This window comes from Streptomyces sp. NPDC057137 (genome assembly GCF_042670825.1).
In the GTDB taxonomy this organism is placed as follows: Bacteria; Actinomycetota; Actinomycetes; order Streptomycetales; family Streptomycetaceae; genus Streptomyces.
Window position 1 is genome coordinate 13,169 of the sequence record NZ_JBHUUW010000064.1, and the last position, 19,402, is coordinate 32,570.

General features: G+C 72.8%; 14 protein-coding genes. 3 read left to right on the top strand and 11 right to left on the bottom strand.

Going from position 1 to position 19,402, the window contains the following annotated elements; genetic code table 11:
- Positions 1 to 41: 41 nt before the first annotated feature.
- The 6 genes from ACFT9I_RS33105 to ACFT9I_RS33130 all read right to left on the bottom strand — a co-directional run bounded on the left by ACFT9I_RS33105 (position 42) and on the right by ACFT9I_RS33130 (position 9,239).
- A complete protein-coding gene (locus tag ACFT9I_RS33105; protein ID WP_382570509.1) occupies positions 42 to 632 on the bottom strand; it encodes a hypothetical protein in 591 nt (196 codons plus the stop codon).
- On the bottom strand, positions 629 to 1,753 hold the full coding sequence (locus tag ACFT9I_RS33110) for a ParA family protein (protein ID WP_189111708.1): 1,125 nt from the start codon (positions 1,751 to 1,753) through the stop codon (positions 629 to 631). Before ACFT9I_RS33110 ends, ACFT9I_RS33105 begins: the two co-directional genes overlap by 4 nt.
- A gap of 369 nt (positions 1,754 to 2,122) precedes the next feature.
- Positions 2,123 to 3,238: an alanine dehydrogenase gene (gene ald, locus ACFT9I_RS33115; RefSeq protein ID WP_382570554.1), complete on the bottom strand. Its 1,116-nt coding sequence runs from the start codon at positions 3,236 to 3,238 to the stop codon at positions 2,123 to 2,125.
- A 142-nt stretch (positions 3,239 to 3,380) separates the two neighbouring features.
- Entirely contained in the window at positions 3,381 to 5,729 is a 2,349-nt protein-coding gene (locus tag ACFT9I_RS33120; protein ID WP_382570512.1) for a tetratricopeptide repeat protein, read from the bottom strand.
- Between the two features lie 1,121 nt (positions 5,730 to 6,850).
- On the bottom strand, positions 6,851 to 7,477 hold the full coding sequence (locus tag ACFT9I_RS33125; protein WP_023542672.1) for an NUDIX hydrolase: 627 nt from the start codon (positions 7,475 to 7,477) through the stop codon (positions 6,851 to 6,853).
- 103 nt (positions 7,478 to 7,580) lie between these two features.
- Positions 7,581 to 9,239, bottom strand: coding sequence for a CTP synthase (locus ACFT9I_RS33130; RefSeq protein ID WP_382570515.1), 1,659 nt, complete (start codon positions 9,237 to 9,239; stop codon positions 7,581 to 7,583).
- A 741-nt stretch (positions 9,240 to 9,980) separates the two neighbouring features.
- On the opposite strand from ACFT9I_RS33130, the gene ACFT9I_RS33135 reads away from it, so the two are divergent.
- Together ACFT9I_RS33135 and ACFT9I_RS33140 are read left to right on the top strand one after the other, a co-directional pair.
- Complete coding sequence (locus ACFT9I_RS33135; protein ID WP_382570556.1) at positions 9,981 to 11,789, top strand: glycoside hydrolase family 15 protein; 1,809 nt, start codon at positions 9,981 to 9,983, stop codon at positions 11,787 to 11,789.
- 102 nt (positions 11,790 to 11,891) lie between these two features.
- Positions 11,892 to 13,523 (top strand): PucR family transcriptional regulator, encoded by a 1,632-nt coding sequence (locus ACFT9I_RS33140; protein WP_382570517.1) that lies wholly within the window; start codon positions 11,892 to 11,894, stop codon positions 13,521 to 13,523.
- An 85-nt stretch (positions 13,524 to 13,608) separates the two neighbouring features.
- Here ACFT9I_RS33140 and ACFT9I_RS33145 read toward each other — a convergent pair whose 3' ends face one another.
- The 5 genes from ACFT9I_RS33145 to ACFT9I_RS33165 all read right to left on the bottom strand — a co-directional run bounded on the left by ACFT9I_RS33145 (position 13,609) and on the right by ACFT9I_RS33165 (position 19,004).
- A complete protein-coding gene (locus ACFT9I_RS33145; RefSeq protein WP_382570518.1) occupies positions 13,609 to 14,718 on the bottom strand; it encodes a glycosyltransferase family 4 protein in 1,110 nt (369 codons plus the stop codon).
- A 213-nt stretch (positions 14,719 to 14,931) separates the two neighbouring features.
- Positions 14,932 to 16,653, bottom strand: coding sequence for a DNA repair protein RecN (gene recN, locus ACFT9I_RS33150; protein WP_382570559.1), 1,722 nt, complete (start codon positions 16,651 to 16,653; stop codon positions 14,932 to 14,934).
- Between the two features lie 215 nt (positions 16,654 to 16,868).
- Positions 16,869 to 17,777, bottom strand: a complete 909-nt coding sequence (locus ACFT9I_RS33155) for an NAD kinase (RefSeq protein WP_382570561.1) — start codon at positions 17,775 to 17,777, stop codon at positions 16,869 to 16,871.
- An 80-nt stretch (positions 17,778 to 17,857) separates the two neighbouring features.
- Positions 17,858 to 18,673 (bottom strand): TlyA family RNA methyltransferase, encoded by an 816-nt coding sequence (locus ACFT9I_RS33160; protein ID WP_382570521.1) that lies wholly within the window; start codon positions 18,671 to 18,673, stop codon positions 17,858 to 17,860.
- Between the two features lie 7 nt (positions 18,674 to 18,680).
- Positions 18,681 to 19,004 carry a hypothetical protein gene (locus ACFT9I_RS33165; RefSeq protein ID WP_382570524.1) on the bottom strand — a complete coding sequence of 108 codons (324 nt, stop codon included), beginning with the start codon at positions 19,002 to 19,004 and terminating at the stop codon, positions 18,681 to 18,683.
- 42 nt (positions 19,005 to 19,046) lie between these two features.
- On the opposite strand from ACFT9I_RS33165, the gene ACFT9I_RS33170 reads away from it, so the two are divergent.
- Positions 19,047 to 19,394: an SCP2 sterol-binding domain-containing protein gene (locus ACFT9I_RS33170; protein WP_382570527.1), complete on the top strand. Its 348-nt coding sequence runs from the start codon at positions 19,047 to 19,049 to the stop codon at positions 19,392 to 19,394.
- The last annotated feature ends 8 nt before the right edge of the window (positions 19,395 to 19,402 follow it).

The window sequence follows — 19,402 nt, forward strand, 5'->3', positions numbered from 1 at the left end:
TGGAGGCGGGAGGGGCGGGGCTCGGCCCGCCGAGGCTACCTTCAGCGCCCGCGCAGGCGCCGTACGAGGATGCTCGCGTCGCCGCGCGACTCCAGGTCGGCGAGGACCACGGCGACCGCCTCGCGGACGATCCGCCCCCGGTCCACGGCGAGCCCGTGCTCGCCCCGCAGCACCAGACGCGCGTGCTCCAGGTCCATCAGCTCCTCGGCGGAGACGTAGACCGTGATCTTCTCGTCGTGCCGCTCGCGCCCGCTGGGGCGGCGGTTGGCACCGCGGCCCCCTCGGCGACGCTGTCCGCCCTGCTGGCCGACGGTGGGCGTACCGGCGCCGTTGCCACCCCCATTGCCGCCGCCGTCCTGCGAACCCTGCGGCCGGCGCTGCTGCTCCTGGTCGGGAGTGCGGCTGCGGGACGTCGCCGACGAGTCCGCGTCGGTCGCCGAGTGCTCCTGGGCCGGTGCCGGTGCCGCCGCCTTCGCGGCCCCCGACTGTTCGGCGCCCTGGTCGCTCTCCTGGGCCGGTGCCGGGACCCGCGGCTCACCGTTCGCGGTACGCCGCCGGTCGCCCGGTGAGGAAGCCTGGAGCGCCATGCCCCCGGTCGTACGGAACAGCTCGTCGGCCCCGGGCAGACTCACTCGGCGTGACACCGGGCGAGCACCTCCCTGGCGAGCTGGCGGTAGGCGGCGGCGCCGACGGAGTTGGAGGCGTAGGTGGTGATGGGCTCACCGGCGACCGTGGTCTCCGGGAAGCGCACGGTCCGGCCGATCACCGTGTGGTAGACGTGATCGTCGAAGGCTTCGACGACCCGCGCCAGGACCTCGCGGCTGTGCACCGTGCGGGAGTCGTACATCGTGGCGAGGATGCCGTCGAGCTCCAGCTCCGGGTTGAGCCGCTCCTGGACCTTCTCGATCGTCTCGGTGAGCAGGGCCACGCCGCGCAGCGCGAAGAACTCGCACTCCAGCGGGACGATCACCTTGTGCGCGGCGGTCAGCGCGTTCACGGTCAGCAGACCGAGCGACGGCTGGCAGTCGATCACGATGTAGTCGTAGTCCTGCATCAGCGGCTTGAGCGCCCGCTGGAGCGTGGACTCCCTGGCCACCTCGCTCACCAGCTGCACCTCGGCGGCCGAGAGGTCGATGTTGCTCGGGAGCAGGTCCATGTTGGGCACGGCGGTCTTCAGGAGCACCTCGTCGGCCGACATGCCCCGCTCCATGAGCAGGTTGTAGACCGTGAGGTCGAGCTCCATCGGGTTGACGCCGAGACCGACGGACAGGGCGCCCTGCGGGTCGAAGTCGACGAGCAGCACCCGCCGTCCGTACTCCGCGAGCGCGGCGCCCAGGTTGATGGTCGACGTGGTCTTGCCGACGCCGCCCTTCTGGTTGCACATCGCGATGATCTTCGCGGGGCCGTGGTCGGTGACCGGGCCGGGGATCGGGAAGTACGGCAGGGGACGCCCGGTCGGGCCGATTCGCTCGCGGCGCTGGCGTGCTGCGTCGGGGGCGAGGGTGGCCGCGTACTCGGGGTCGGGCTCGTACTCGGCGTCGGGGTCGTAGAAGTGCCCCTCGGGCACCTCGTCGAAGTCGGCGAAGTGGGTGGACTCTCGGCCACTCTCGTTGCCGGCCATGGCGTTCACGTGTTGGCCGTCCATCGTCTGGTGGGCTGTCGTCATGTGCTGATGGGTGGTGAAGGTGCGGACAGCGACGGAGCCGACGGCCTCTAGCCCGGACGACGGGCTCTGGTGGCCCATCGCAGGCATTCCTGGTTGACCACCCCCGGGAGTAAATGTCGACTCATTCACAAGTCGTCTTACCTCCTTGGACGTGACCAGGAAACTTATCGATAGGTCAGCGTGGCACCATGCCGACGGTTGGCGACTCTATGGCGTGTCACCACTCCGCAGCAACACAATCCGCCGGACCCGGCCCGATGTGTCGGCAACCGAACACCCTTGTGTCAAGGGCGCGCAGACCTCCGTCGAGGCGTTTCACACGGGTGCGAAAGGGTTAAAGGGTTACGTTCGAGGCGAGTTGAGCGCGGGCCCGGAAGTGGCGGGACACACAGCCGGCCGGACCTTGCCGAGCAAGATCCGGCCGGGGGCGCGAGGTTGACGGACGCCGTTGACGGGTCAGGCCAGAACGGTGGCCAGTTCGGTGTACGGAAGGTCGTGGGCCTCGGCCACGGAACCGTAAGTGACCTGCCCGTCATGGGTGTTGAGGCCCTTGGCGAGTGCCGGGTCACGGCGCAGCGCCTCGGTCCAGCCGAGGTCGGCGAGAGCCACGATGTAGGGGAGCGTGGCGTTGGTCAGCGCGTAGGTCGACGTGTTCGGCACGGCACCCGGCATGTTGGCGACGCAGTAGAAGACCGAGTCGTGGATCCGGAAGGTCGGCTCGGCGTGGGTGGTGGGGTGTGAATCCTCGAAGCAACCACCCTGATCGATTGCAATGTCGACAAGTACACTTCCGGGCTTCATCTTGGCCACGAGCGCGTTGGTGACCAACTTCGGAGCCTTCGCGCCGGGGATGAGAACGGCGCCGATGACGAGGTCGGCCTCGACGACCGCGCGCTCCAGTTCGTACGTGTTGGAGACGATGGTCTGGACCTTCGTGCCGAAGATCTTGTCGGCCTCGCGCAGCTTGTCGATGTCGCGGTCGAGCAGCGTCACATGGAAGCCCATGCCGACGGCGATCTGCGTGGCGCTCCAGCCGGAGACACCGCCGCCGATGACGACGGCGCGGCCCGGAGCGGTACCGGGAACGCCGCCCGGCAGCACGCCACGGCCGCCGACGGAGCGCATCAGGTGGTACGCGCCGACCTGCGGGGCCAGCCGGCCTGCGACCTCGGACATCGGGGCGAGCAGCGGGAGCCGGCGGTTCGCGGTCTCGACGGTCTCGTACGCGATGGCGGTGGTACGGGACTTCAGCAGGGCGTCGGTGCACTCGCGGGAGGCGGCGAGATGCAGGTACGTGAAGAGGGTCTGGTCCTTGCGGAGGCGGTGGTACTCCTCGGCGATGGGCTCCTTGACCTTCAGTACGAGGTCGGCGGTGGCCCAGACCTCGTCGGCGGTGGGCAGGATCCGGGCGCCGGCGGCGATGAACTCGGCGTCCGTGATGGAGGAGCCGGCGCCGGCGTCCCGCTCGATGGCGACCTGGTGACCGTGGCGCACGAGCTCGTGCACTCCGGCGGGGGTGATGGCCACCCGGAACTCGTTGTTCTTGACCTCGCGGGGGATGCCGACGAGCACGGTGATCACGGTCCTTGGCTCAGGGGTTACTCGGGCAATGCCCCCCAAACCCACACGCCCAGGGCGCATCGGAAGGCACCGTTGCCGGTTACGACAGAGCCAGTCTAATGAAGGACTTCCCGCTGTCTAGCCTTGCAAAGCATCAACCTTCAGCCGAGGGGCTACGGATTTCGTAGGTGGAGGTGTCGGTTCCGAGCAGACGATCAGAGGCGTTGCGGTGCAGTCGGGCCGCCGTCGGGTCGCCGAGTCGGTCCAGCGTGTCCGCGAGCCGGAGCTCCAGCGCGGCCTGGAGACGCGTGTCACCGGCCAGCCGCGCGTACTCCACGGCCTCCTGGCAGGTGTGCAGCGACTCCTCGGGGCGGCCCGCGTACTCCTGGACCCTGGCGGCCTCGCTGAGGGCGCGGGCCTGACCGGAGAGGTCCTGGAGCCTGCGATGGCCCGCCGCGGCGGCGCGCCAGTGGCGCAGCGCCTCGCCGTAGCGGCCCGCGTAGGTGTGGACGGTGCCGAGCCGTCCGTACAGCCGTGCCTCGTCGGCCCGCTCGCCGCGGCTGAGCCGCTGCGCGAGGGCGCGGCCGTACCAGTCGGCGGCGCGGTGCCAGTCCTGGAGTTCCTGGTAGGCGCCGCCTACGGATTCCATCGCGCGGCCGGTGGCGTAGTGGTCGTTCGCGGCCCTTCCGGCGTCCAGGGCGGACCGGTAGCGGGCCAGCGCGTCGTACGTACGGCCCGACCTGGCGTCCAGATCGCCGATGTTGAGCAGCGCGGCGGCCTCCTCGCGGTACAGCCCCTGGCGCTCGGCGACACCGAGGACGAGCTGGTGGAGCCCGTACAGGTCCGGCGCGGCCGCGTCCGTGCCCTGGTGCGCGGCGAGCGCCCGTACGAGGGCGGAGACCAGCCTGCGGGCGAGGGTGTCCAGCTCGCCGTCGGCCACGGCGAGCCGGGCGGACGCCAGCAGGGCGGGCCTGCGGGACCGCAGCCAGTCGGCGGCGGCCCGCGCGGTCTCGAAGCGCACGGCGCGGGGCAGCGAGGCGAGCTTCTTACGGGCCGGGGAGCCGTCGGGCTCGGTGACGGCGCGGCACGACTGGAGGAGCCGTACGGTCCGCTCCAGCATCCGGGCCCTGGCGAGCTGCACCTCGGCGGGCCGGTCCTTCTCCGCCATCAGCGCGCGCGTCAGGGGGGCGAGGGCGCCGGGGATCTCGTACTGCTCCCCCACCGGCCGAAGCAGGTTCAGCGCGGCGAGATCGTCCAGCACCGCGCCGGCGGCGGAGACGGAGCAGCCGGCCAGCGCGGACGCGATGGGGGCGTCGGCGAGCCCGGCGGGGGCGAGTGAGAGCAGCCGCAGCATCCCGGCGGTGGAGGGCGGCAGGCCCTCGTACACGAACCGGAAGGCGCGCGCCAACGGGCGGGCGCCCTGCGGTTGTTCGAAGTCCTCGGGGACGGAGCGCAGCCGCTTGGCGACGTCGGCGACCGAGACCCTGGGGTTGGCGGCGAGCCAGCCGCCGACGAGCGCGATCGCGGCGGGCCGGCCGGCGCACTCCTCCGCCAGGGACTCGGCGGCCTGCGGGTCGACGGTGATCCGTACGGATCCGGTGAAGGTGCCGAGGAGTTCGATGGCGGACTTGGCGTCCAGGCCGCCGATGGTGCAGGGGCGGATGTCGGGGATACCGGTGAGCGGTCCGCGCGCGACGGCGACGACGAGGCAGTCCGGGTTCTCGGGGAGCAGGAGGTCGACCTGCTCGGCGTCGTGGGCGTCGTCGAGGAGGAGCAGGACACGGCGTACGGCCAGCGCCTCACGCACCATCTCGGACATCTCGTCATCCCCGGCGCCGGCCGGCACGTCGATGCCGAACTCACCGAGGAGGTCGCGTGCGGTGCGCTCGACGGGTACGGGCTCACCGCCGGGCTCGGTGAGCCGGATGTGCAGCACCCCGTCGGGATACCGCCGCCCCACCTGCCGCGCCAACTCCCGCGCGAGCGCGGTCCGCCCGGATCCCGGCTGCCCGGCGATGAGCAGCACCCGGGTGTGCGCGGCCTTGCGCCCGGCGATGGTGTTGAGCCCGGCGCGCTCGATGTCGGTGTGCAGGGCTTTCAACTCCCGCTGCCGCCCGAAGAACCAGCGGGCGGGGCTGGGCGGCGCGATACCGGTCGCGGCACGGGCGGGGGGTGACGCGGCGCTCCGCCGCTCAGCCGGGGGCACGACCCCACCGGCAGCCGGGCCGCGGTCGGAGACGGGCCGGGCGGGCGCGCCGGCTTCCGGCGCGGGCGCGCGGCGGGTGACTGCCGACACGGCGCCGGCCGCGTGGCTGGCGTGCGCCTCGGCGCGTCCGCGAGAACCGTCGACGGCCGAACCCACAGAACCGGCTTCCGTCGCCTCACGCACCGACGCGCGGCCGGCGGCGGCCTCCGCCGTGGCCGGAACCGGGGAGCGGGGTTCCATCGTCCTGACCGGGTCACCGCCCGCCAAGGCGCGGTCGTCGCCGTACGACGGAGGCACGGCCGCAGGAACCGACGGGCCGACTTCCGGCGCGGGCGCGCGGCCGACGTGCGCTTCGGCGCTCCGCCGGTCGGGCGGGGACACGGAACCACCGGCAGCCGCGCCGCGGTCGGAGACGGGCCGGGCAGGCGTGCCGACGTGCGGACGTTCATCGCCGTGCGGCGCGGGCACGGCCGCAGGAACCGACGGGCCGACTTCCGGCGCGGGCGCGCGGCCGGCGTGCGCTTCGGCGCTCCGCCGGTCAGGTGGGGACACGGAACCACCGGCAGCCGCGCCGCGGCCGGAGACCGGCCGTGCAGGCTGGGCCGAGGGGCCGGCTTCCGTCGCCTCACGCACCGACGCGCGGCCGGCGGCGGCCTCCGCCGTGGCCGGGTCGCCGCCCGCCGAAGCTCGGGCCGTGGTCGCCGGCCCAGCACCGTCGAGCGGGGCGCGAGGCTCCTCCCGCGCGGTCGACACTTGGTCGGCGCCGCGTGAGCCTGACTTCTTACGCCCGGCGCTCACCCCGTCAGGCGCCGCAGCCGGGCCGTCAGCCGTCGGTGCGGGGTCAGCCGGTACGCCGGTTTCCGGTGCCGTGGCCAGGTCTCCGGGCTTCGGCGCGCGGTCGGAGGCCGCCCGCGCACGCGCAGTCGTCGAAGCGCGGCGAGCGCGGGGCTTCTTGGCGCCGGTGGTGCCGGTGGCGGCGTCCGGCGTCGGCGGGGCTTCGGCTCCCGTGGCCGAGACGTCCGGAGTTGACGGGGAGTCAGAGACCGGTCGGGTCCCGGCACTCCGGCGGCGGGCGGGTCGCGGGGCGTCAGGCGGCCCCGTATCCACCGGAGTCGTGTCCCCGCCGCGCGACCTCGCAGGGCCGCCGTCCAAGTCCACCGCCTGGTCCGTCACGGCCACGCTCCTTCCCTCGCCCGTTCGGCGGGGTGCGCACGAGTCGAGCCCGGCGGGTGTCCGCACGGGTGATTCGAGCGTAGTTCACGCTGTGCGACGAACCGCGCGGGCGCGGCGACAAATCCCCCAATCGGATCAGCAGTTCGTCCTACTGAAGGACCGCACGGACTCCGTGCTCACCGGCCACGGCGACTGGCCGATTCCGGCCTCCGTCGCTCCACCAGCTCCACCAGCTCCGCCCGCCCTCACGCCTCGAACGGCCGCGCCGGCCACTCCGCGTCCGCCGGACGCAGCGCGTCCAGACCGTCCCCCGCCAGCGCCGCCGTCAGCGACATCGCACCCACCACGAGCGCGTTGTTGTGCAACTCGCCCGCCAGTACGCCCCGTACCAGCTCCGCGAGCGGCACCCGCGCCTGCTCCATGTCCGCCTCCTCCTCGGAGACGTCGAAGCGCTCGCCCTCCGCCTCCGACAGGTCGCGCGCCAGGAAGATCCGTACGGACTCGTCGCAGCCGCCCGGCGTGGTGTAGACGTCCGTCAGCACCCGCCAGTCCTCCGCCTTGACGTGCGCCTCCTCGTACAGCTCCCGCTGCGCCGCGTGCAGCGGGTTCTCGCCGGGGATGTCGAGCAGCCCGGCCGGGATCTCCCACAGCTTCTGGCGGACGGGGTGCCGGTACTGGCGCAGGACCAGCACGCGGTCCGACTCGTCCAGGGCGAGGATCGCGACCGAACCGGGGTGGACCTGGTAGTCGCGGCGCGCGACCGAGCCGTCGGGCATGACCACGTCGTCCGTACGGACGCTGGTCTTGTTGCCCCGGAACGGCGTCGCCGTGGCCGTGATCCGCCACTCCTCGGGGGTGTCCTTGATCGTCATCGAAACCTACCTCCGCACACGCCCGGACAGTGAAAGACCGAGGCACGGATCCCGGTGCCGGGAAGCCGTACCTCGGTCCACGTTATCGCCTCGGGCCGATGCCCTACGCGCCCTGCTGACGCTCCACCGCGGCCTTGACCAGGCCCGCGAACAGCGGGTGCGGCCTCGTCGGACGCGACCGCAGCTCCGGGTGCGCCTGAGTGGCGACCAGGTACGGGTGCACCGTGCGCGGGTACTCCACGTACTCGACGAGCTTGTTGTCGGGCGATGTGCCCGAGAAGACGAGGCCCGCCTTCTTCTCCAGCTCGGCGCGGTACGTGTTGTTGACCTCGTAGCGGTGCCGGTGACGCTCCTCCACGTACGGCTGGTCGTCGTAGACGCCCCGCACGATCGAGCCGTCCGCGAGCTTCGCCGGGTACAGGCCGAGCCGCATCGTGCCGCCGAGGTCGCCGGCGCCTTCCACGTAGGCGAGCTGCTCCTCCATCGTGGAGATCACCGGATGCGCCGTCGCGGCGTCGAACTCCGTGGAGTTGGCGTCCGGGTTCTCCAGGAGGTTGCGCGCGGCCTCGATGATGATGCACTGCAGGCCCAGGCAGATGCCCAGCAATGGGATCTTCTGTTCGCGTGCGTACTGGATCGCCCCGACCTTGCCGGTCACCCCGCGCTCGCCGAATCCGCCGGGGATCAGGATGCCGTCGACGTCCCCGAGCTGCCGCGCCGCGCCCGCGGGCGTCTTGCAGTCGTCCGAGGTGACCCACTTGACCTTGACCCGCGCCTTGTTGGCGAAGCCGCCGGCCCGCAGCGCCTCCGTCACCGACAGATACGCGTCGGGCAGGTCGATGTACTTGCCGACGAGCGCGACGGTGACCTCGTGGTCGGGGTTGTGCACCCGGTCCAGCAGGTCGTCCCAGACGGTCCAGTCGACGTCGCGGAACGGCAGGTCCAGCTTCCGTACGACGTACGCGTCCAGGCCCTCGGTGTGCAGCACCTTCGGGATGTCGTAGATGGACTTCGCGTCGATCGCCGCGACCACGGCCGCCTCGTCCACGTCGCACATCAGCGAGATCTTGCGCTTGATCGAGAGCGGCACCTCGCGGTCGGCGCGCAGCACGATCGCGTCCGGCTGAATACCGATGCTGCGCAGCGCCGCGACCGAGTGCTGGGTCGGCTTGGTCTTCAGCTCGCCGGAGGGGCCGATGTACGGGAGCAGCGAGATGTGCACGACGAAGACGTTGTCGCGGCCGACCTCGTGGCGGACCTGGCGGACGGTCTCCAGGAACGGCTGCGACTCGATGTCGCCGACCGTGCCGCCGACCTCCGTGATGACGACGTCGACGTCGTCGGTCGCCATGCGCCGGATGCGGTGCTTGATCTCGTTGGTGATGTGCGGGATGACCTGGACGGTGTCGCCGAGGTACTCGCCGCGCCGCTCCTTGGCGATGACCGTGGAGTAGACCTGGCCGGTGGTGACGTTGGCCGAGCCGTCGAGGTCGACGTCCAGGAAGCGCTCGTAGTGCCCGATGTCCAGATCGGTCTCGGCGCCGTCGTTGGTGACGAACACCTCACCGTGCTGGAACGGGTTCATCGTTCCCGGATCGACGTTCAGATACGGGTCGAGCTTCTGCATGGTGACCCGCAGGCCCCGCGCCTTGAGGAGGGCCCCCAGGCTGGAGGCGGTCAGGCCCTTGCCGAGGGAGGAAGCGACGCCCCCGGTGACGAAGATGTGCTTGGTCGTCGAGGAGGTCGAGGATCGGTTCGGCATGGCCAAGAGGGGGCTCCCGTGGTCGCGGTCTGAGGTGCGTACCGGCGCCCCTGTCCGGTGGATCACCGGTGCGAACCGGAGGATCTGGAGGGGTGCCGTCGCTGCGGTTCGGGGCCCCTGAGAAGCGCTGGGGGGCCATCCGTCCACGGGCCACCAGGGTATCAGCGACGGCGGGGGCACGTCCCCGTCGTCCACGCGCCGGACCCGCTCCGACCGCGCGTCCACCCCTACGAACGGACGCGCCGCGTGAGCGCGGGCGCGCCCGGGATCGCCTCGCGACGGCTGCCCGGCCACGTCGACACCGGGGATTTATCAGGGGCATATCAGGGGCGGTTTCCAGCCACCGCGCTATGCGCGTCGATGACCTTCCGGGGCCTCCCGGCGTCCATCCAAGATCACAAGTTGATCAACCCTGTGAGCCCGCGTGATCAGCGGACGGTCACCGGTCGATCACCTCAGGGTCACCGGACCGTCGGCACTCAGTTGTCGGCCCGTTACCGCACGTCATCGGACCTGCGACGGCCGTGGCTGTGTCACTCTTGGCCCACTCGTTCGGCTCACTTGTGTTGCCGGGACACCTGCGCGGATCTCCGAGGTGCGTCGTATCCTGCTCGGACATTCGCTGCCGAGTCCGGCCGGCAAACGGCACTATCCCCGCCCGTGTTCCCGGAAAAAGAGCTCGTCAACGACCCTTGACCGCAGTAAGCGCCCCGAGGGGCGAACGTGGCCGTTCGACTGGAGATGCACGTGGCCGGGCGCATCGAGGATTACGCACTCATCGGAGACATGCAGACCGCCGCCCTGGTCTGCCGGGACGGCACAGTCGACTGGCTGTGCCTGCCCCGCTTCGATTCACACGCCGTGTTCGCGGCGCTGCTGGGAACCGACGAACACGGTTTCTGGCGGCTCGGACCGGCCTCCCCCGCGGGAGCCGAACCCCCGCGGGCCGACAGGCGCCGCTACGTGGGCGACTCCCTGATCCTGGAATCGGAATGGGACACGCCGCGCGGCACGGTCAGAGTGACCGATTTCATGCCCCCGCGTGACGGCGCGCCGCAGCTGATCCGGATCGTGGAAGGCGTCAGCGGCCGGGTGCCGATGCGCTCCGCGCTGCGGATGCGTTTCAGCTACGGCCGGGTCGTGCCCTGGGTTCACCAGGTGGACAACCGCACCGTCGCCGTCGCCGGGCCGGACTCGATCTGGCTCGACACCGAGGCGGACACGTACGGCAAGAACCTGACGACGTACTCCGACTTCACCGTGGCGCCCGGCGACCGCGTCGCCTTCACCATCAGCTGGCAGCCCTCGCACCGGCAGCCGCCCGCGCTGCCGGACCCCGAGGGATCGCTGACGCTGACGTCGGACTTCTGGCGGGAGTGGGTCGAGCACTGTACGTACCACGGCCCCTACCGCGAGGCCGTCGTCCGCTCGCTGATCACGCTGAAGGCCCTGACGTACGCGCCGACCGGCGGGATCGTCGCCGCGCCCACGACGTCGCTGCCCGAGGAGATCGGGGGCGTACGGAACTGGGACTACCGCTACACCTGGCTGCGCGACGCCGCCATCACCCTCTCCTCGCTGCTGCGCACCGGCTACCGCGAGGAGGCCCGCGCCTGGCGCGAATGGCTGCTGCGGGCCGTCGCCGGCGACCCCGAGAATCTCCAGATCATGTACGGGATCGCGGGCGAGCGTGAGCTGGGCGAGGCGGAGCTGGACTGGCTGCCGGGGTACGAGCAGTCGGGCCCCGTCCGGGTCGGCAACGGCGCGGCGCACCAGCTCCAGCTCGACGTGTACGGCGAGGTCACCGAGGCCCTGCACCTGGCGCACATGACGGGTCTGGCGCGCAACGACTACGCCTCGCTGCTCCAGCTCAAGCTGATCGAGTATCTGGAGACGCACTGGGACCAGCCGGACGAGGGCATCTGGGAGGTGCGCGGGCCGCGCCGCCACTTCGTGCACTCGAAGGTCATGGCGTGGGTCGCGGTCGACCGGACGATCAAGCTGATCGAGTCCGGCGACGCGGACGGCCCGCTGGAGCGCTGGCGCGAGATGCGCGACGACATCCACCACGACGTGTGTGAGAAGGGTTACGACAAGGAACGCAACACCTTCACACAGTCGTACGGCTCCAAGGAGCTGGACGCCTCGCTGCTGCTGATCCCGCAGATGGGCTTCCTGCCGCCGGACGACAAGCGCGTCATCGGCACCATCGAGGCGATCCAGCGCGAGCTGTCCACGGAGGACGGCTTCGTCCTGCGCTACCCGACCTCGGGTGACGACGCGGGCGTGGACGGTCTGGAGGGCGACGAAGGCGCGTTCCTGGCCTGCTCGTTCTGGCTGGCGGACGATCTCGCGATGATCGGCCGGGTCGACGAGGCCCGGAAGCTCTTCGAGAAGCTGCTGGCGCTCCGTAACGACCTGGGGCTGCTCGCCGAGGAGTGGGACTCGCGGCTGCAGCGGCAGGTCGGCAACTTCCCGCAGGCGTTCAGCCATGTGCCGCTGATCGACACGGCGCTGCGGCTGACGGCTTCGGGGGCGTACGGGGGCTAGGCCCTGTCCGGCGGATCTTCGGGGGCCCGCGCGGGTTCGGGGACGTCTCCGGAGACATCCGGAGACGGACACCGGCGCGCGGGCCGGGTAGCGTCCGATCCCATGGACGATCAGGCCGGAATCACCGTGCGACGGGCCCTGGAGCTGCCGGGGCTCCGTGGCGGCCTCCCCGAGGTCGTCGCCGGGGCCGACCGGCTGCACCGCACCGTGCGCTGGGTGCACGCGGGCGAGGTGCCGAACATCGCGTCCCTCCTCAAGGGTGGTGAGCTGCTGCTCACCACCGGCATCGGGCTGGGCACCCGCCCCGCGGAACAGCGCGCCTTCGTACGCACCCTCGCCGACCGTGGCATCGCGGCGCTCGTGGTGGAGCTGGGGCCGCGGTTCGGGCGGCTGCCCGCCGCGGTCGTGGAGGCGGCGCGGGCGGCCGGGCTGCCGCTGGTGCAGCTGCACCGCGAGGTCCCGTTCGTCTCGGTGACCGAGGAGGTCCACACCGAGATCGTCAACGGCCACTACGCGCTGCTGCGCCAGGCCGAGGAGGTCCACCGGCGGTGCACGGACGCGCTGCTCGACGGCGGTGGCGTACCCCAGGTGCTGCGTATCCTCGCGGACTTCGCGGGCAACCCCGTCTTCCTGGAGACCGCCGACGGGCAGTTGCTGTACGCGGCGGCCGGCGCGTCGGGGCCGCCGACGGCCGCGGAGCCGCTCCAGGTGTGGGAGGGGCTGCGGGCACAGCGGGCCGACCGCGAGGCGGGGCCGCCGGCGGGCACGGTGCTGGTGGACGTACCCGGTGGCGGGCACGGGGCCGGTGCCGTACGCGCCCGGCTCGTACTGCCTCCGGTGTCGACCCCGCTGCTTCCGGTGCACCGGATGGCGGCCGAGCGGGCGGCGGGCATCCTGGCGGTAGTTCTGATGCAGGCGCGTCAGGAGGACGAGCTGGCCGCGCGGGGCCGGGGCGACTTCCTCACCGACCTCGCGGAGGGCCGTGTCGCGGCGGACGACGCGCCCGCGCAGGCCGCCGTGCTGGGCTTCCGGCCGGGCGCGGGGCCGCTGCTGCCGGTGGTGATGCGGCTGGGCCCCGAGCCGGCTCCGTCGGGCAACTGGGCGCCGCTGGCACGGGCCGTACTGGAGGAGCTGGCGTCCCTGGGAGTGCCGGTGCTGCTGGGCGTACGTCCGGTGGAGGGCCGGATCCCGCTGCTGATCGCCCTGCGCTCCGAGTCCGAACGCGCGGCAGTGGCCGACCGGGTGGCCGCGGCGCTGCGGGCGGGCGTGGAACGGGCCGGACTGGAGCGTCCCGGCGGCCGGCGGCCCGTGGTGGTCGTCGGGGTCCCGGGCGGCTGGGCGGCGGCGAGCGCGGGCCTGCGTCACGCGGCGGAGACCGCGACGGCGGCGGGCGGCCTGCCGGACCGGCCGTGGCACGACGCCAGGCGGCTGGACATCGACCTGCTGCTGTGGCGGCTGCGGGACCACCCGGACCTGTCGGCGTTCGTGGACCGCGCGATCGGCCCGCTGCTCACCCACGACCGCACGTCCCGGGCTCCGTTGCTGCCGACGCTGACGACGTTCCTGGACCACGCGGGCCGCAAGGCGGAGACGGCGCGCGAACTGCACCTGAACCGGCAGACGCTCTACAACCGGCTGGCCCGCATCTCCGAACTGCTCGGCACGGACCTGGACGACCCGCAGACGGTCCTGGCCCTGAGCCTGGCGTTGCGCGCGCGGCGGCACGTGCGCTGAGGACGAACCCGCCACCGGGCGAAACCGGCCGGCCGGCGCCAGGTGCCACAAGCCCGAGCGATCCGCCGGACAGGCCCCCGCCTGGTCAGCGCGGTGGCGTCGGCTGCGTCAGTTCGTCGTAGACGCTGAGCACTTGGGCGATCGTGTGGTCCTCCGTCGGCCACGTCGCCGCCCGGACCGGGCCCGCCGCCGCGAGTTCCGCGCGGCGGTCGGGGTCGGCCAGCAGGCGGGTCACCGTGTCCGCGAGGGCGGTGGCGTCGCCGTACGGGATCAACTCCGCCGCGTCGCCGACCAGTTCGGGGACGGCTCCGACCGCCGTGGCGACCAGGGGGACACCGAGTCGTAGCGCCTCCTGGGCCAGGAGCGACCGGGCCTCCCAGCGGCTGGGCAGCAGCGCGATGTCCGCGGCGGCGAGGAGTTCCGTCACGTCGTCGCGGCGGCCGACGAGGCTGACCGGCAGACCCTCGTTGTCGATCCTCCCCTGGAGCGCGGCCCGTTCGCGGCCCTCGCCCGCGATGACGAGCAGCGGTTCGGGATCGAGGCCGCGCCACGACCTCGCGGCGTCCAGCAGCGTGCCGTATCCCCGGTCCGGTACGAGGCTGCCGACCGCCATCAGCAACGGCCGCCCCACCACGCCCAGTTCGGCGCGGGCCTTGCAGCCCTCGTCGCGCTCGGCGTCGTCGCCGGGCGCCGAGGCCCGGCGCGGGGCCGGGACCGCGACCGGCGCGAGGCGGGCGTCGCGGGCGCCGCGCCTGCGGGCCCGGTCGACCAGTTCGGACGAGGCGCCGAGCACAACGGCCGCCGCCCGCACGGCCCTTCGCTCCAGCAGCCGCAGCAGATGACCGCGCGGCCCGTCCGCGTGTACGCGGGTGTGCCAGGTGACGACGAGCGGCACGCGCTGCCCGCCGAGAGCGACCGCCGCGCGTACGGCGGCGTGCAGTCCGTGCGCGTGCACCACGTCGGCGGCGGCGCACGCGGCCCGCAGCGCCCCGAGCGAGACGGGATCGCCGCGCCGGGCCACCGGCACGTGGTCGGCGCCGCAGCCCCGGAAGTCGTAGACCCGCTCCAGCGAGTCCGGCGCGCAGACGGTGACCCGTACGCCCCGGGCGACGAGCCCGGCCGCCAGCGACCTGACGTGCGCGCTGCTGCCCGCGCTGCCACCGCCGAGCACTTGGACCGTACGCAGCTGTGTCACGTGTCCAAGGCTCCTGTTCCGGTGGTGTGTGCTGCGCCAAGGATGCCAGCCGGTACGGACCATCCGGCACCGAGGGGGCGTCGCGGGTGTGTCGGTCGCCCCGCTCCCCACCCGACATCACTCACACGAGTGACCCGGCGACGCGCACCACGTACGCCACCGCCGGTCCGAGACCCCGAGGCCCGCGCTGCGCGTGCGCCCCGCGCGTCCGCCTCACGCGTCCGCGCGGGCCGTCGCCAGCAGTTCCTCGGCGTGCGCGCGGGCCGTCTCGGAGTCCTCCTGGCCCGCCAGCATCCGCGACAACTCCCGTACCCGGTCCTCGCCTTCGAGGACCGTCACACCGGACCGCGTCACCGAGCCGTCGTTCGTCTTCTCCACCAGCAGCTGCCGGTCGGCGAAGGCCGCGACCTGCGGCAGGTGCGTCACGACGACCACCTGCGCGGACTTGGCGAGCTTCGCGAGCCGCCGGCCGACCTCGACCGCCGCCTTGCCGCCGACGCCCGCGTCCACCTCGTCGAAGAGGTACGTCGGTACCGGATCGGACCCGGCGAAGACCACCTCCACCGCGAGCATCACGCGCGACAGCTCACCGCCGGACGCGCCCTTGGCGATGGGCCGCGGCTGGGCGCCGGGGTGCGGGGCCAGCAGCAGTTCGACCTCGTCGGCGCCGGACGAGCCGTACGCCACCGGGCGGCCGTCCACCTCGACACCGTCCGGGTCCTCGGTCTGCGTCACGTCGAACGAGACGCGCGCGTGCGGCATGGCCAGGGACGCGAGTTCGGCGGTGACGGCTTCCGCGAAGCGTGCCGCCGCCTCCGTCCGGGCGTCGGTCAACGCCTGTGCCAGACCGGAGAGTTCACTCAACAGAGTGGTGTGCTCGGCGGTCAGTTCGCCGATCCGCTCGTCGTCACCTTCGAGTTCGGTCAGACGCGCGGCGTTCTCCTGGGCCCAGGCCAGTACGCCGTCGATGTCCTGGCCGTACTTGCGCGTCAGCCCGGTGAGCGCCGCCCGCCGCTCCTCGACCGCCGCGAGCCGCAGCGGGTCGGAGTCCAGGTTGTCGGCGTAACCGGCGAGTTCACCGGCCACGTCCGCCAGCAGGATCGCGATCTCGCCCATCCGGTCGGCGAGCGCGGCCAGGGCCGGGTCGTGGGCCCGTACGGCCTCCAGGGCGCGTCCCGCACCGCCGACGAGCGTCGTCGCGTCGCCGCCCTCCGCCGGGTCCTCGGGGTTCCCGGCGAGCGCCGCGTGCGCGACGGACGCCGCGGACGCCAGCGCCTCGGCGTGGCCGAGCCGTTCGGCCTCGGCGGCCAGTTCGGTGTCCTCGCCCGGCAGGGGCTCGACGGCGGCGATCTCGTTCAGGCCGAAGCGCAGCAGGTCGGCCTCCTGCGCCCGTTCCCGGGCGCGGGTGGTCAGCTCCGCCAGTTCGGTGGCGACAGCCCGGAGCCGCCGGTAGGCGTCCGTGTACTTGGCGAGCGGCCCGGCGACCGCGTCCCCCGCGTACCGGTCGAGCGCCTGCCGCTGCCGCGCGGGCCGCAGCAGGCCCTGCTGGTCGGTCTGGCCGTGCACGGCGACGAGGTCGTCCGCCAGCTCGGCCAGCACGCCCACGGGCACGGAACGTCCTCCGATGTGGGCGCGCGAGCGCCCCTCGGCCGAAACGGTCCGGCTGATCAGCAGCGCGCCGTCGTCGAGTTCGGCGCCGGCCTCTTCCGCACGCCTGGCCGCCGGGGCGTCGGCGGCCATGGTGAGCCGCCCCTCCACCACCGCGGCCTTGGCACCGATCCGCACCAGGGCGGCGTCGGCGCGACCGCCGAGCAGCAGCCCCAGGCTGGTGACGACCATGGTCTTGCCCGCGCCGGTCTCACCGGTCACCGCAGTGAAGCCCGGCGACAGCTCGACCACCGCGTCGTCGATGACCCCGAGCGACCGTATCCGCATCTCCTCCAACACGGACACGACCTTACGAGGTCCGGAGCCCGCTGTGCGACGGCCCCCGCCCTCCGGTTCGGTCACGGGGTCACCCGGGGGGCCGGTATCGGTTGATCTCGCGGCCGGGGCGCGGGCAGGGCGCGGCGGAGGAGTCGTACGTACGGCATCCACTGTGACCTGCGAACCCCTTCCGCGCGGTCGCCCGGCGGTGCGGGTTCCCGCAGCTAGTGCGGCGCCCCGCGCCACCCCGCCACCGGGAGGGCGAACTTCGCCACCAGCCGGTCCGTGAACGACGCCTGGTGGAGTCGCGCCAGCCGTACGGGCACCGCCCCGCGCCGTACCTCCACCCGCGCGCCCGCCGGCAGTTCCACCGTCCTGCGGCCGTCGCACCACAGCACCCCGTGCGGCGTGTGCGGCTGCACCTCCACCGCGAGCACCGACTTCGGTGACGTCACCAGCGGCTTCGCGAACAGCGCGTGCGCGCTGATCGGCACCATCAGCAGCGCCTCCACCTCCGGCCACACCACGGGGCCGCCGGCCGAGAAGGCGTACGCCGTCGAACCGGTCGGCGTCGCGCACACGATGCCGTCGCAGCCGAAGCCGGTCACCGGCCGCCCGTCGATCTCCAGGACGACCTCCAGCATCCGCTCGGGCGAGACCTTCTGCACGGCGGCCTCGTTGAGCGCCCAGTCCCGGTGCACGACGGTGCCGTTGCTGCGCACGAGGACGTCGATGGTCATCCGTTCCTCGACCTCGTACGCGCGGGTCACGACCCGGTCGACGACCTTGTCGAGGTCGTCGCGCTCCGCCTCCGCGAGGAAGCCGACACGGCCCAGGTTGACGCCGAGCATGGGCACGCCCGAAGCGCGCGCGAAGGCGGCGCCGCGCAGCAGCGTGCCGTCGCCGCCGAGCACGATCAGCAGTTCACAGCCGTTCAGCGCGCCGGACGTGGCCGCCGGGACGGTTTCGACGGATCCCGGAAGCGGCAGATCCGCCGCCTCGGTGGCCAGCACACGGACACCGAGGCCGTGGCGCAGCAGTCCCTGCACCACCAGTTCGGCGCTGCGGATCGCGGCGGGTCTGCCGGTGTGGGCCAGCAGGAAGACGGTGCGGCCCTCCGCACCGGTCTCCACGCCCGGTCCCACGTCCAGTCCCACGTCCGGCCCCACACGCGGCTCCGCACCGGTCTCCGCGCTCTGTTCTGCGTTCGTCGTCAACGGGGTCCCTCCGCCACAGCACGGTCGACATCGGCCGGGTCGACATCGGGCGCCCCGGCGGTGAGCCACAGGAAGTATTCGACGTTCCCGGCGGGTCCGGGCAGCGGGCTCGCGGTGACACCGCAGGTCCCGAGGCCGAGTTCCGCCGCCTTGCGCGCCACTGTCCGTACGGCCTCGGCCCGCAGCTCCGGGCTGCGCACGACGCCGCCGCTGCCGAGGCGTTCCTTGCCGACCTCGAACTGCGGTTTGACCATCAGCACCAGGTCCGCGTCGGGCGCGGCGCACCGCGCCAGCGCGGGCAGCACCAGACCCAGCGGAATGAACGACAGATCTCCCACGATCAGGTCCACCGGCTCTCCTTCGATGATCTCCAGCGTCAACTCACGTACGTTCGTACGGTCCTTGACGGTGACGCGTTCATCGCTCTGCAGGGACCAGGCGAGTTGCCCGTAGCCGACGTCGACGGCGACGACCTGCCGGACCCCGGCCCGCAGCAGTACGTCGGTGAAGCCGCCGGTCGAGGCGCCCGCGTCCAGCGCCCTGCGGCCCTCGATGCGCAGGCCCTGGGGCACGAAGGCGGCGAGGGCGCCCGCGAGTTTGTGGCCGCCGCGCGAGACGTACCCGGGATCGCCACCGTCCTCGGCGACGACCAGGGCGGCGCTCTTCTCGACCTGGGTGGCCGGCTTGGTCGCGGTGGCGCCGCCGACGGTCACCCGTCCCGCGGCGATCAGTTGGGTCGCGTGCTCGCGTGAGCGTGCGAGTTTGCGGCGTACCAGCTCGGCGTCGAGGCGTTGGCGTGCCACTCCTGCCACGTTCGGTTCAGCTCCTGTGGTCGTACGACGGCGAGGGGCCGGGTCGGGGGGCGACCTGGCCGGGTGCGGGGCGTACGTCGAGCGCGGTCAGCGCGTCGCGCAGGCCCCGGTGCACATCCTCGTACACGTCGAGGTGGCCGTCCGCCGGGAGGTGGTCGGCGTCGCCCAGTCTGGCCAGATTCTCGTCCACCTCGGGGCTGCCGGTGGGGACGCGCTCGACGCCGAGCGGCGCGGGGGCCGCGGGGGCCGCGGGGTCGTGGACAGCGGCTGGGGGCTCCGGTGGAGGGGAGGCGTGCTCCTGGTCGGCCGGGCCCGCCGTCTCGTCGCTCATACCCAGACGCTACCGCGAAGCCCTGCGGTACCGTCGATCACGATGGCGACGAAGGAGGAGTGCCGCAGCGCACTCGACAAGCTCTCGGACAACATGGCACAGGCGGACGACGGGATCCGCGGGGCGAGCGGTTTCGACCGCTCGTTGAGCTGCCACATCACGGACCTCGACACGACCTTCACCGGCCGGATCGACGACGGCCGGATCGAGGTGCTCGACACCCACGACGGCCCGCCGCGTGAGAAGGCGCAGATCAGGCTCGCCATGGCGGGCGACGATCTGGTCGCCATGGTGGACGGCGAGCTGAACTTCGCCAAGGCGTGGGGCTCGGGGCGGGTCAGACTCGAAGCGGGCTTCCGCGATCTGCTGCGGCTGCGCTCGCTGCTCTGACGCGGCCT

Excerpts from the sequence above, each read along its gene's own strand:
- ACFT9I_RS33165 (WP_382570524.1), bottom strand. The coding sequence starts at position 19,004 with ATGAGCGACGAGACGGCGGGCCCGGCCGACCAGGAGCACGCCTCCCCT.
- ACFT9I_RS33140 (WP_382570517.1), top strand. The coding sequence starts at position 11,892 with ATGGACGATCAGGCCGGAATCACCGTGCGACGGGCCCTGGAGCTGCCG.
- recN (WP_382570559.1), bottom strand. The coding sequence starts at position 16,653 with ATGCGGATACGGTCGCTCGGGGTCATCGACGACGCGGTGGTCGAGCTG.
- ACFT9I_RS33135 (WP_382570556.1), top strand. The coding sequence starts at position 9,981 with ATGCACGTGGCCGGGCGCATCGAGGATTACGCACTCATCGGAGACATG.
- ACFT9I_RS33125 (WP_023542672.1), bottom strand. The coding sequence starts at position 7,477 with ATGACGATCAAGGACACCCCCGAGGAGTGGCGGATCACGGCCACGGCG.
- ACFT9I_RS33170 (WP_382570527.1), top strand. The coding sequence starts at position 19,047 with ATGGCGACGAAGGAGGAGTGCCGCAGCGCACTCGACAAGCTCTCGGAC.
- ACFT9I_RS33110 (WP_189111708.1), bottom strand. The coding sequence starts at position 1,753 with ATGCCTGCGATGGGCCACCAGAGCCCGTCGTCCGGGCTAGAGGCCGTC.
- ACFT9I_RS33130 (WP_382570515.1), bottom strand. The coding sequence starts at position 9,239 with ATGCCGAACCGATCCTCGACCTCCTCGACGACCAAGCACATCTTCGTC.